Origin of the sequence: Pseudoalteromonas luteoviolacea (assembly GCF_018100925.1) — a bacterium.
Classification (GTDB): Bacteria; Pseudomonadota; Gammaproteobacteria; order Enterobacterales; family Alteromonadaceae; genus Pseudoalteromonas; species Pseudoalteromonas obscura.
The window spans coordinates 76940-89903 of record NZ_JAGJEH010000016.1 but is presented as its reverse complement, the minus strand read 5'-3'; the positions used below and the strand labels follow the sequence as shown (position 1 = coordinate 89903).

General features: G+C 41.4%; 11 protein-coding genes. 4 read left to right on the top strand and 7 right to left on the bottom strand.

The genetic code is table 11. The annotated features are described in order from the left end of the window. Positions 1-8: 8 nt before the first annotated feature. Complete coding sequence (gene fldA, locus J8M00_RS25085; protein WP_023399384.1) at positions 9-536, top strand: flavodoxin FldA; 528 nt, start codon at positions 9-11, stop codon at positions 534-536. Positions 537-652: 116 nt separating this feature from the next. Continuing rightward, complete coding sequence (gene fur, locus J8M00_RS25080; RefSeq protein WP_211013133.1) at positions 653-1099, top strand: ferric iron uptake transcriptional regulator; 447 nt, start codon at positions 653-655, stop codon at positions 1097-1099. Positions 1100-1336: 237 nt separating this feature from the next. Here the strand turns inward: fur and J8M00_RS25075 are convergent, their stop codons facing one another. The 3 genes from J8M00_RS25075 to glnS all read right to left on the bottom strand — a co-directional run bounded on the left by J8M00_RS25075 (position 1337) and on the right by glnS (position 5326). Next, positions 1337-1636, bottom strand: coding sequence for a hypothetical protein (locus tag J8M00_RS25075; RefSeq protein ID WP_211013132.1), 300 nt, complete (start codon positions 1634-1636; stop codon positions 1337-1339). A gap of 118 nt (positions 1637-1754) precedes the next feature. Continuing rightward, positions 1755-3566 (bottom strand): protein kinase domain-containing protein, encoded by a 1812-nt coding sequence (locus J8M00_RS25070; protein WP_211013131.1) that lies wholly within the window; start codon positions 3564-3566, stop codon positions 1755-1757. A gap of 98 nt (positions 3567-3664) precedes the next feature. Beyond that, entirely contained in the window at positions 3665-5326 is a 1662-nt protein-coding gene (glnS, locus tag J8M00_RS25065; protein WP_211013130.1) for a glutamine--tRNA ligase, read from the bottom strand. A gap of 539 nt (positions 5327-5865) precedes the next feature. Between glnS and J8M00_RS25060 the strand changes: the two genes are divergently transcribed. Together J8M00_RS25060 and J8M00_RS25055 are read left to right on the top strand one after the other, a co-directional pair. Next, positions 5866-6138 (top strand): hypothetical protein, encoded by a 273-nt coding sequence (locus tag J8M00_RS25060; RefSeq protein WP_211013129.1) that lies wholly within the window; start codon positions 5866-5868, stop codon positions 6136-6138. A 356-nt stretch (positions 6139-6494) separates the two neighbouring features. After that, the gene (locus J8M00_RS25055) at positions 6495-6806 is read left to right on the top strand and encodes a hypothetical protein (protein ID WP_211013128.1); all 312 of its coding nucleotides are present in this window, start codon (positions 6495-6497) and stop codon (positions 6804-6806) included. Positions 6807-7300: 494 nt separating this feature from the next. Here the strand turns inward: J8M00_RS25055 and J8M00_RS25050 are convergent, their stop codons facing one another. The 4 genes from J8M00_RS25050 to J8M00_RS25035 form a co-directional block, all read right to left on the bottom strand. Beyond that, positions 7301-7906 (bottom strand): pesticin C-terminus-like muramidase, encoded by a 606-nt coding sequence (locus tag J8M00_RS25050; protein ID WP_211013127.1) that lies wholly within the window; start codon positions 7904-7906, stop codon positions 7301-7303. Positions 7907-8007: 101 nt separating this feature from the next. Beyond that, positions 8008-8451, bottom strand: a complete 444-nt coding sequence (locus J8M00_RS25045) for a hypothetical protein (RefSeq protein ID WP_211013126.1) — start codon at positions 8449-8451, stop codon at positions 8008-8010. A gap of 84 nt (positions 8452-8535) precedes the next feature. Beyond that, positions 8536-9117 (bottom strand): hypothetical protein, encoded by a 582-nt coding sequence (locus J8M00_RS25040; RefSeq protein ID WP_023399374.1) that lies wholly within the window; start codon positions 9115-9117, stop codon positions 8536-8538. A 151-nt stretch (positions 9118-9268) separates the two neighbouring features. After that, positions 9269-12964, bottom strand: coding sequence for a contractile injection system tape measure protein (locus J8M00_RS25035; protein ID WP_211013125.1), 3696 nt, complete (start codon positions 12962-12964; stop codon positions 9269-9271).

Below are 12964 nucleotides of genomic sequence, written 5' to 3'. Positions count from 1 at the left end.
AGTAATTAATGGCAAGCGTAGGTATTTTTTTCGGCAGTGATACGGGTAACACCGAGCACGTTGCTAAACTGATCCAAAAAGAACTTGGTAAAAAATTAATTGATGTAAAAGACATTGCTAAAAGCAGCAAAGCAGACATCGAAGAATTTGACCTAATTTTATTTGGTATCCCTACTTGGTACTACGGTGAAGCACAGTGTGATTGGGACGACTTCTTCCCAGAGTTGGAAGAAATTGATTTCGAAGGTAAGCTAGTTGCAATTTTCGGTTGTGGTGACCAAGAAGATTACGCTGAGTACTTCTTAGACGCGATGGGTATGGTAAATGACATCGTAACAGAACGTGGCGCAATTGTGGTTGGTCACTGGTCAACAGAAGGATATGAATTTGAGGCCTCTAAAGCCCTTGTTGATGACAACCACTTTGTTGGTTTAGGCATCGATGAAGACCGTCAGCCAGAGCTAACTGAGAAGCGCATTAAAGATTGGTGCGCGCAAGTGCATGATGAAATGTGCTTAAGCGAGTTAGAAGATTAATTCTCTGAATTAATCAAACAAGCTTTGACTTGTTGCCCGTGCACGTTATTCTTAAGAAAATGGTCGTGCTTATTCTTAAGAATTGAAGTAAAAGATAATAGATTGAGACAGATTAAATGACTGATCACAACTTAGAGCTTAAAAAGGCGGGCTTAAAAGTCACCTTACCACGTATAAAAATTCTCGAGATATTACAGTCTCCTGAAAACCAACATATCAGTGCAGAAGATGTTTATAAAATTTTGCTAGATAAAGGCGAAGAGATTGGTTTAGCAACTGTATATCGTGTATTAAACCAATTTGATGACGCTGGTATTGTGACACGCCACCACTTTGAAGGCGGCAAGTCAGTTTTTGAATTATCAGGTAGCACTCACCATGACCACTTAGTTTGTTTGAAGTGTGGTAAGGTTATCGAATTTGAAGATGATGTGATCGAAACTCGTCAGCTTGAAATTGCAGCGAGCAATGGTATCAAGCTAACCAACCACTCACTATACCTTTACGGTGAGTGTGAAGATGCAGAAGCTTGTAAAAAGTTTTCAGAATCTGACGACTCTTGATGACAAAATACATTGTATAATTTTGATTAAGCCAGCCCAGAGCTGGCTTTTTTTTGCTCTTTTAAACAAGTCATCCATTTACATAACTCAACGATTTAACCAAACCTAAATCTGTAGCAATTGTATTAAATATAATTTGCACACTTTATATTCAATATCGCCAAAAACACGACTCCACTTTAACTGGACTCACATCATGCAAAAATACAATTTGAGCCACTCACCACTCTATTTGGCTTAAAGTTTTTCCAGTCCATATAAGGCATCTGCCACTCGTTTTAGGTCAACTTCGCTAACAAAGTCATCAGACAAGGTTAAAATTGCATTCAAGTTATTTTTAAGCTTTTCATGGCTGATCGGCTCTGGCTTAAGTGCAGTCTGCAATAGATGCAACGACATATCGGCGATAAGCAAGCGTTGTTTATCAACCCAATTTTCATCCCCTTCTACCGCTGCATGTCGAGCAATGGCTTGCTCTACGTCATCATGGATCCCCCAACTTAAGGTTAAGATCTCCTGTCTCTTTTGTTTATCCATAGCGCCCTCCTAAGTAACAGGGTGCTATATGCATCACGGAATTTCAATTGACAATTCGTCATATACTAGTTCATTTGCTACTAGATAACTAAACACACTTCAGCTGTCCAATATGTTTTTAGCGTTTGGGGTTTTTTGGATAATATTGCACGTGTTGAGTTGTACATAATTCAAACTCGCGGGTGTTTTTATATGGAAGCTTCATAAAGCCCGCCACCCCATAGTCTTGAATGCTGACCGTATATTGGATGATTTCTCTCAACAGTGCTGAAAACGTGGCTTCTTGCTCGGCGTCCAGTAATCGATAATAGTAATGTATTTTCAAACGATCACTGAGTGATTCAAAAATAATACACCCCGTATGGTGAATTTTATTCAGCTCAAACACACACTGAATTATTTTTTTTGGTAACTGGAGCTGCTCATCGGGGTCTTTTCCATCCTCAAAGTAAGAATGAGGCCTCGTCACTTCAGAGGCCGCAACGTGGCTTACACTGTACTGCAGCTCAGGCAATTGCTCGAAGATATATGCGCCAGTTTCATCTCTTTCTAACTGTATAGTTTGCCGCGCGTCAAACAAGCAACATTTAAACAGCCCCTTTTGCTCTATGCCTTGGGCTAACATCACCGTCGCGTTGACGGCGTCGGTAAATGCATCCTGCAAATCCTCGTCGTGCAACATCAGACTAGACTCAACAAATAGAGATTCTTGCTGCCAGTGAAAGCTCAGTCCGCCTACTACCGGATATTTTGCTAGTCGGCTTATAGACGCCAAAAATGCCTTTTCAGTATCGCCAGTATCAAACAAGAACTCTTTATAGTATCTATCGAGCTGAGCGTCATTCACATCAAGTAACTGCTGATTATGATCTGCTCGGCGCAAAAACTGTTTTCGAGAACTATACACAACCGTGTCTGGCAAATCTGATTGCTGTACTGTCCAAAATGGAATATAGGGTTTGGCTTGAGGTAAAGAAATATCAGGAAGATATACCTTTGCCATGGCAGGCATATTGCGAATAAAGTAATCTCCAGCAGCGTCTCTGGTGACTTTATCTTTGCTTAGCATACCATCAATGACACGGGCAAACTCTATTGGCAGACCCAAACTCGCAGCAGGAATGACTTGCGCGCCAAAACGGCACGATTGAGCACTCGCCAACGCATAGATCGTCGAAGCAACCCCCTGCTCGTCAAAGCGAGGTGAAGAGCGTGCCCCCGACATTTGCTCGTCGCCAATAAAGTATACATCTCCCATTCGCGCATTCGTACTGGCAATATCCGACGACATTAAATCCATAATATTACTGGCAACAGGCTCCCCATGCACATCTATTTGTGCGTAAACGGAGCTTCCCCAATCAACCAAAGAAAACGCATCTGATTGTTGATCCCAAACAATATTTGATGGCTTGATGTCACCATGAACGACAGGTTGCAATGACATACCATTTTTTCGCTCACGTAAATCTAGTAAGACATTACGAAGTTTTAGCGCTAAATTAACGAGGTCTCGAGGCTTTAAGCGCCCTTGTTTTAAGGATATTTGCTCGAGATCCTCCCCTTTTGCACGGGCCATCATTAAAATCCCTTGCTTCTTGACTCGCTCAAATGCAAAAAATTCAGGCACCATAGGGTTGTTGATTTGAGATAACATGTAAGCTTCGTCTTCGAGTCTGTCTCGTACGCTCTGCGCTAATGTGATCCTTGAAAATTTAAACACCCACTGCGCACCGCTATCTTCAACACCAGCAAATACAAAACCAAATGCGCCAGAGCCGATCAACTCGACATCTTGATACCCAAGTAGCGACAATTGCTTTTTACAAATGTTTAGCCATTGACGATGTTTTTTCGCATCGTGGTGAGATAGCAAATAAATCGATTGCTGTTCATTAATGTAGAAGTTGTGAATTGACTGTTTGCTCACGGCGCGACTTATTAAAACTAATTTGATGAATATATTGAAAAAAAGGCCGACAAATGTCGACCTTTTTTATGAAAAATAAAGTTTGGTTTGACCAAGCCTTATGCTTTTTCTATCTTAGCCCATGAATCACGAAGGCCTACTGTTTGGTTGAATGTTAAGCTTTCAGCCTTGTTATCACGGCTGTAATAACCTAAACGCTCAAACTGGAAACCCTGCTCTGGATTTGCATTGGCCAGTGAAGGCTCAAGCTTCGCATTTGCAATGATAACCAATGAATCTGGGTTCAATGTTTCAGTGAAATCATCTGCAGCCGCTGGATTTGGCACGTTAAATAAACGATCATATTGACGTACTTCCGCTTCAATGCAGTGAGAAGCCGACACCCAGTGAATAACACCCTTGACCTTGCGGCCATCTGCTGGGTTTTTACCTAGTGTCTCTGCATCATATGTACAGTAAATCGTCGTGATATTACCAGCATCATCTTCTTCAATGCGCTCCGCTTTAATCACATAGGCATTACGCAGACGCACTTCTTTGCCTAACACTAAACGCTTAAACTTTTTATTCGCTTCAATACGGAAGTCTTCACGCTCGATGAAAATTTCACGTGTAAATGGTAATTCACGCTCGCCCATCTCTAAAGTTGGATGGTTGGGTGCAGATAACATTTCTACTTTATCCGCATCATAGTTTTCGATCACAATCTTCACTGGATCTAAAACAGCCATCGCACGAGGGGCATTCTCATTTAAGTCATCACGGATACACGCTTCAAGCATACCCATTTCAACCATATTATCTTGTTTTGTAATACCGATGCGTTTACAGAACTCTCGAATAGATGCAGGCGTATAACCACGACGGCGCAAACCGGCAATTGTTGGCATACGTGGGTCATCCCACCCTTCAACTTGGCCGTTTTCCACAAGATCATTAAGCTTACGCTTCGACATGACCGTATATTCAAGGTTTAAGCGTGAAAACTCGATCTGCTGAGGCTGACATTCTATGCTTATGTTTTCCAATACCCAGTCGTAAAGACGGCGGTTGTCTTGGAATTCAAGGGTACACAATGAATGCGTAATACCTTCCAGCGCATCTGAAATACAGTGTGTAAAGTCATACATTGGATAAATGCACCACTTGTCACCTGTTTGATGGTGGTGAACAAAACGTATGCGATAAATAATCGGATCGCGAAGCACCATGAACGAGCTTGCCATGTCGATCTTTGCACGTAATACACACTCGCCTTCTTTAAACTCGCCATTTTTCATTTTTTCAAAAAGTGCCAAGTTCTCTTCAACCGATGTATCTCTGTGCGGACTATTTTTACCTGGCTCAGTTAGTGTGCCACGGTATTCACGCGCCTGCTCTGGTGACAAGAAACACACATACGCTAGGCCTTTTTCGATCAGCTCTACCGCATAGCCATATAACTTGTCAAAGTAGTTTGATGAGTAGCAAATCTCACCATCCCAGTCAAAACCTAACCACTTAACGTCGTTCTGAATTGAGTTTACGTAATCGATATCTTCTTTTTCTGGGTTAGTATCGTCGAAACGTAAGTTACACAGGCCTTTGTAGTCTTGAGCAATGCCAAAGTTTAGGCAGATAGACTTTGCATGACCTATGTGTAAAAAACCATTTGGCTCTGGCGGGAAACGCGTATGTGTAGATGCGTGTTTGCCACTTGCCAGATCTCCGTCAATGATATTTCTGATGAAGTTAGTTGGGCGATTCTCTGTATCCGCCATAGGAGGTCTTTCCTCTGAATTTGTAGCTTGTTAACTGACGCATTATTACAAAATAATTTGGGAACTTACAGCGCTTATCAACTCATAAAGTAGATTTATTTTGTGTTTTTCAAGTGCTGCGCAAATTACAGTCTAATTTACGTTAATTTGATTGTATAAATTACTGTTATGTGTCCACCGAGTGTCATTTTCAAGTCACTTCCATCGCAGCTTTAACTGATACGAATTAGGTTATAATAGGTTAATTCTTAGTGCACCATCCATAAATCCCCGTCGTTATCGAATCTCCAACCGCAGCCACCATCGAAAAAAACTCGAATCTAGATAGATTAGAAGCTCACAGACTGCAAATGATCCACAGATTCAGGGATTCGTTCCGTTACACTTGTTACGTTATTGCACAGCTTGAAAATATAACAAGTTCCACTCGTTCACTTTTTATTCAGATTGTGTTTAAGTAATGGGGTCTAATTCAAAGCTAAAGACATATTGAATTTAAGTATCTTCATCGACTAAATGAACATAATCAAGGAAATGTGATGAATAAGAAAACCTTAATGCTTTCAGCTCTAATGGCAGGGGCTGTAACTTTTGGCCATTCAGCCAATGCATCAGAAAACATCAATTCAAGTGCAACCTATAAGGTATGTCACTATAAGCTCACTGCTGCTCATAACGATTCAACAGCGCCTCTTTGGGAAACAAAAACAGTAAGGCCTTGGCAAAACTGTCCTCCAAGCTGGACAATCGCTGGCCCAGGTGGTTGGGCACCGGGCGGCGTATATATTTATCAATATTATACATACCGCTAATTGATGAAAGGCACCCTATGCGTGCGCAATCATTGCTGTGCCACAAAATATATTGTGGCACTGAGTTTATTGCCCTGAGATACATACCCCTTAATTAGAATCTGCTTCATTTTTTCACTGTTCAAAAAAATCAGATGTGCCAAACAGCAAGCTAAGCTGCATTCCCAAAACTCTTATTAAAAATTAGTGACACAATAAACACCTATTTGGCTCATTTTTTTAGGTTAACGCCAATAGAAAAATATCTATTGCAGTGCAAATTATTAACCTGTATTAAACCACTTAGAAATGATTTAAAATACCGTCTCTTGTTACTGCTGCACTAATACATGAAATCTCGGAATATATTTATAAGTATGATCACTAAAGTACTTGAGTGGCACCTGATCTTTTTGGGCTCTGTGGTAGTTTCCCTGCTATACCTACAAATCGTCTTATCGCCCATATTTTTTATGGGTATTTTGGGGTTGATATCAATACAGTTTTTTGACCAAAGCACAGCTATACACATAACTGCTGTATGTGTACTGCTAGGTTCAATCATCGGCTTTTTTTGGGCAGAGCGGATCCGCAGAAATACCGGTATTATTACTTTTCATTCTTATTTACTCTCCACTCCGGAAATTGACGGGTATTCACACCCTTCAAGCAATAAATTGAAAAAATAAAATGCCTCGGCACTACTCATGATTAATATGCTATTTGGCAAGCATAGTAGCATTTCTAATTACGTCGTATTTACGAAGTTCTAAGTATGCTTATTGATAACATGTCAACCTGATTGCTATTTTCGCTCATCTCTCCGCCATACGATAAAAAAATAATAACTAAACCCAACGGTATCAGTGCAGAAACATTATCAGCATACCCTTGAATGTGTACTAGCTTTGCAAGTGGTGCAATAACCTTGTTGCCTTGAGTGATTTTTAGAATCTCATTACTATTCTCTGAGTCATACCATAATCGAACTTGCCCATTGGGTAAGTTACTTTTAATCTGATAGTAATATGGGAAATACTCACAGTAAATGAGACACTTTTTACGGTAAAATTAAGATAGTCTGAACACTTACGACTTTTGCAGAGCTTCTCTCTCACATCCACACTGGCCGCTTGAGATACAACAGAAAAATCTTCACAAAAAAAGCTGCATAAGCAGCTTTTTAAGTCGTCGTTAAATAGGCTAAACGCTGTTTAAAACGCTCTATTGGCACTTTGTGCCATAGTTCTTTATCAGACATCTCCTTGCTGAAAGCTTGCAGATCGTTTTGAGCAACATAGCGCTGGATCCGTTTGCGCGTTGCTGGTGTGTAGTCACCTCGATACCTTAAATCAATTAAGATATCTTTAATTTTGTGATGTAAATTTACCCAGTCGACCGGGCCATAGACTTCTACACAGTCCGCTTTGTCACAAATGCGTTTGACATCTTTGGCCATCACTTCATACGTTTGTTCGAACAAATTAACTTGCTCTTTTGGGCTCACCTCAAACCCCTGAAGGCCGTGCTCGGCTATAAATTCTTTTGCTTCAGAGCCATGTAAGCCAGATGCTTTAGCGAGCTTATGCGCATCGTCAAACGCAACACCTGCTTGTAATAACTGCTCGACTATCTGCTGGGCACTACGGTGTTTTAAATCAAAACCACGCCCTATTGTGAGGCCTGAACTTTGAGAAGGAACATGCAGTGTACGGCTGTGATAAGGGCCTCCTTCTTGCCCTTCTTGTTCAAAGGTGAACTGGCCAATATTGGGGAGTTGTATTGTCATTGTGCTTTCCCTAATGTTCGTTTTAGTACCCACATCTCGTAGCTACGTTTATGAATTCAGATATTATCTTATTTTCCTATATCGGGTAATAAATTTAAATTTCAACCATTCTCACAGAGAAAATACGATTCATGTCGCTTATTTTGCACCAGTGAAAAATACTGTAACCCTGTATCAAGCCAATCTAGCAATGCACTTTTGGGCAGTCTATTTAATTGATATAGGGTTCGTTCGCACATTTGACTAGTGGGTGTGATATTGAAATAACTTTGCATCTCTTTAAGCATGGTCGCCAAATAGCCTTTGGCATTGATCAGTAATAACAAACCAGCTACTTTTTGATCTGTAATTTGATCCCCTTTGCACTGACGCCAAAGCTCTGGTGCATATATCTTTTCAAATAAGGTGTATTGTTCATCGTCTGAAAACCCTTCCGCTAACAAAAGCGGCTTCAACGTCAAACAACGCCATATTGGGTAATCGCCCCGCAAGTATTCACTAGGGTGCGAAAAAGCATATGCAAACGCCTCTTGATAATTTGCCACAATGTCTCTCCTTAGTTGCTTTAATCACTGACGCAGAAGAAGTCCCTTTGTGACAAAAAACCAAGGTTTGCACTAAATTTTTCGTTAACTCAATTTTCCTCTAATTTGTAAAAACACCATACTTAAGAAATCCGAGAGCATAGACTTAAATTCACTGTGATCATCAAAATTTGGAGGAAACGGAAAATGCGGAAATTGAACATCTACATTCGGCATATTTTGATAGTAAAATTCATCTGCAAAAAACAGAGGCTGTGTTTGGCTTGTTACCAGATCCGTAATGTATTTTGCATAAATAAACGCATGATTTGGCCTAGTAAAAATCAATAACCTATTTTGTGTAAGGCTGACATCCTGGTCGTCTGGATTGCCGGAAAAAAGCAACGATACTTGTGTTATCACCTCAATTGCAGAGTTTTCTTCATGCAATGTTTGCTTCTCAACTTCAATTTCTGCTTGATAGCCTTGCTCCATTAGCAATGCCTTAGCTAGCTCTAAATGTGGCAATACCCTCTTTGTAAATAAGTTATTCAAATGTTGGAGCAAACAATGACGGTTGTACTCCAAGTAGGACTGCACTTTGTTTTCTGCAACTTGATACTGCTGTTGACGCACTTGATGTTCTTCAATTAAAGCGCGTAGATTTGAACGATTATTTACAGGCATACACTTCTCCATTTTAAATTTCGGTTAGCTTTATTACTGGCTATCCCATTTGATAATTGGTCTTGGGTTTTAAGGCGCATAAATAGGTCTACTAATACGCCCTTGTTTTAAGTTTTATTCGGTTTAGATAAGGTAGGTTTTGCTAAATACGTTAGAATCCATATTGCCACTCAATATTGACTAAATCGTTGCCCAACCAAGGTAGTTGGACAATGCCTAACCCCCACGGTAACTTCATTAGCAGAACGTCTTGTGGTTTACTTTCAACGACCACACTGACGCCATTAGCTGTGAGCTTCACTTCTCCGCTACGTTGCAAAAACATAGCCTTGAACGATTCAACAGGCATGCCTTTTAACGCTTCCCATCGTGCAATTGCTGCGGAAATTAAAGTGTGTAACTCATCTAGCTCTTCATCATTGAGCGAATCGACCTCTTCAAATTCGTACTCAATAGGCAGGCCAAGTAAAGCATTAATCACATAGGTTTCGGTGCTATTTGGCTCTAGCGATGCCAATGAACAAAGCAGTGAATATGCTTTGTGCTGGGCTGCCGCATCTTTAAAAGTGACTTGCTCTGATTGAGACTTATCCAAGAGTGACATCTTTGTGAACAATATTTCAAAAAATGGCCACAGTAGTACCACACCAGCGTCATCACTGATCAATTGCTCTGAAGATTGTTGGTATTGATGTTTTAGTTCTGAAGCCACCTGTTCGCTATGGGTCTTGAGAGATTCAATACCCAAACGCAACATGATATTTTGTTGTTTATTGGCCTGCTCTGACATTTTCGCAATGACGCGGCTCACATGCTTATCTACTGCGCCCGCATTAAGGACACCTAACGCGTCCTGTTGCAGTGACCCTCCGGCCCCTTCCACTTTTTCAAAACGGTCACCGAGCGACGCGTTTAGTGATTTATTTTCGCCCAGCGCCACATCAGCAACGCCCGAGACAAAGCCTTGTTCTTTTGCTATATCATATGTCTTCGTCGCTATGCTGTGGCGCAGCGAGTTGACTTTGGTTGCGACAGTTCCGTTGCGTGTTTTGTACGTGTTGAGCAGCTTTGTTGCCTCAGTCAAGGATTGAGCCGATTGCAATTCGCCAATATCAAATAACGGTACCTCACGAGAGGAACTACTATCAGTATCAACGGATTTAGCTTTGTCATGCGAAGTCAAGGCTATTTCGTTTGTCTCAAGCTCAGCAACCTGTTGATTTTCTTTTGCTAATTTAGTGGATAATTCTTCTGGTGTGTGCACAATATCTAACAGCGTTAACCACCACATTTGGTGCTTTTGAGCTTGACTTTGTATATACGGGTTCAACGCATAAACTCTTTGCCTAAGCGTATTTAACGCCGTTAAGCTCAATGTGAGCGCACGGTGTAAAGCGGTGACACGTTGCGATTGTTCTAATGTAGTAAACATACTTTGCCAGCTTTGGATATACGCCATCAATTGCACTGTTACATCATGCGTACCATGCAATTGAAACAAAGTCCTATTTACACTGATAGCTTGGTGAAACGCCATGCAATAACGTTTTAACTGTGAGACCACTAACAACTCGCGTGCGAAATCAAGCTGTGCATGAGGCGAAGGTGATTTGTCAACTGCTACGCGCTGCGTAACATTTTCTGACTTGGGATCCACACCGGCATTAATTCGGCTTTCATTTTTTACCACATATTCTGAGTGGTTAGCTGTAAACCCATCATCAGCCTGACGAGTTGACCGAGTCCACTGCGTTTGCGCCGAATTGATCAATTTTAAAATCCCATCGAGCTCTTTAACTAGCGACGCACAAATTTGAACGAGGTCCAAAATGAGGGGGTGGCTTTGTTTTTTTGAAGCTGCTTCATCATCATGCATATCGCTTTGATAGCTACTGAGCTGTGTATGTTCTACCAAAAAGCTTGCTGTATGTTCTTGTATAAATTGGTCAAGCTCGGTAGTGCCTAAACCAACAATTTTTTGTTTCAGTTCGTACTTGGCCTGAATATTCAATTGCGATGACAGAGCGCTCAATGTGAGTCTCTGTTGTGCCTGTTGCACACTTTCCATGTACACAAACTGCCCACTGTGAAATACAAATCGAGCTGACGGCTCAGTTGTACACACATTACTCAGTGCTAAATTCGCAGCCCTTGCAAGCTGAAACTTTTCTTGCGCCGTGTCACGGTCAGCTTCTGTTTTATTTGAGACCGTCAAGGCACCTTGGTGCATCTGCGGTGCCACTATGGGCTGCTCATTAACTAGCTGTTTATTTTGCAGCGGATCAGCGACTGTTCGAGCTCGAACCAACCAGGCTTCAATTGCTAATAAAGATTCGAGGTATACAGATATATCTCGCTGTAAATCAACCCCTTCTCTGGAACCCAGTTGATTCAGTAAAATGGTGTTCAAGTTTTCAATAAGTTGTTGTGGTATATTTTTAATTTGGCACAACAAGGCGAAAATTCGTTTTGCATAACGCTGCGTATACTGTGGTTTAGCCAATTGGTTTTGCATACGTTTTTCACGACCGATCAGTGTCAACGCACGACCCATCGCTCGTAATTGTAAATACTGCTCTTTCTGCTCTGGTAATACTTCGCTCAAAAAGCGCTGCAAAGGTTTTAGGATAGGCGAAGGTAAGTATTGGTCTATATCATGCTGTGCTAAGTACTGAAACCAACATAGCTGATTCATAGCAGGCAAATCCGCGTGTGCAAGATGCTTTTGGAGCAGCTTTAATAAGGCATCAAGAGCGCGGATCGTCTTTCTACATCCACCGCCTAACTGAGATCTGACTTGAGCGACTAAATACTCAGTTGATCTTAATGGCTGATGCTGAGCCTCTCCACCTAGATCTGCTACATCATCACTCACACGCAACAGCTCTGCGAGTACACTTTGCTGATACGGTTGCGCTGCAACACTCGTGATAAATTCGGGCATAGATTTATCACAGGCTTTACGTGCCAAACATGTCAAAGTGTTACAATCAGCAGACGTTAATTGAGACTTTTCTTTGATGGCGAACCAAGTTGTAAGCGCATTCAAAGCCGCTCCTCGGCTCGATAATGTTTTAAGCACAGCTTTGCGCGTGCGCTTGTCAAATGCGCTCTGCTCAACATAAAACTGATATGCTTTTGCAAGCAACGTCATTCGTTGTTTAGGTATTTCGGTATCGAACACATAAGCTGTGTGCAGTAATTCAATGTCTGCCCATAAATCTATCCGCGTCTGCACCGATAGTTTACTAATGAAGCCAGCGCTTTTTTGACTGATAGCCCCAGCTGAAACGACTATGATCAGCGCTTTAAAATCTGAAGACTCTTGACATAGGGCTGGTATCAGTTGCGTTCGTAAACTTGGCCACTCTGGCGAATTGAGCAGTTTTAAAAATATCTTCGGCTGGTTGTGCAAACTGTACACGCACACCCGTTTTAGTTCTTGCCACAATCGTGAACTCAAATGTCCACGTTGTTTTTGCAACACGTGATCGATAACTGGCGATGCAAACGCATAATCGTCGACTCCCAACGCATTTATTTTTCTGTATAGTTGCTGTTCCAATGCCGCATAAAAAACAGGACTAAATACTTGGGCAAAATATCCACTTGGATTATCTTTTAACGCTTGTAAGTCAATATCAGGTAGCTCTAGCTCAATGTCATTGAGAGTCAGTGAGTCAATAGGTGTCTTGACGTTTGGAATTTCAATTTGTAAGCAGTTGATCTCCTTATGCAACCAGTTCTTAAATAGCGACTCAAGGTCAGCAATGCTATGCTGCCCTGAGTCGACTAAGTGAGATGGGGCCTCAAGCTCAGCCCCGATATGTTCAATCGACAAGTTCAT

Coding starts and splice junctions, on each gene's coding strand:
- fldA (WP_023399384.1), top strand. CDS start 9: ATGGCAAGCGTAGGTATTTTTTTCGGCAGTGATACGGGTAACACCGAG.
- fur (WP_211013133.1), top strand. CDS start 653: ATGACTGATCACAACTTAGAGCTTAAAAAGGCGGGCTTAAAAGTCACC.
- J8M00_RS25075 (WP_211013132.1), bottom strand. CDS start 1,636: ATGGATAAACAAAAGAGACAGGAGATCTTAACCTTAAGTTGGGGGATC.
- glnS (WP_211013130.1), bottom strand. CDS start 5,326: ATGGCGGATACAGAGAATCGCCCAACTAACTTCATCAGAAATATCATT.
- J8M00_RS25060 (WP_211013129.1), top strand. CDS start 5,866: ATGAATAAGAAAACCTTAATGCTTTCAGCTCTAATGGCAGGGGCTGTA.
- J8M00_RS25055 (WP_211013128.1), top strand. CDS start 6,495: ATGATCACTAAAGTACTTGAGTGGCACCTGATCTTTTTGGGCTCTGTG.
- J8M00_RS25050 (WP_211013127.1), bottom strand. CDS start 7,906: ATGACAATACAACTCCCCAATATTGGCCAGTTCACCTTTGAACAAGAA.
- J8M00_RS25040 (WP_023399374.1), bottom strand. CDS start 9,117: ATGCCTGTAAATAATCGTTCAAATCTACGCGCTTTAATTGAAGAACAT.
- J8M00_RS25035 (WP_211013125.1), bottom strand. CDS start 12,964: ATGAACTTGTCGATTGAACATATCGGGGCTGAGCTTGAGGCCCCATCT.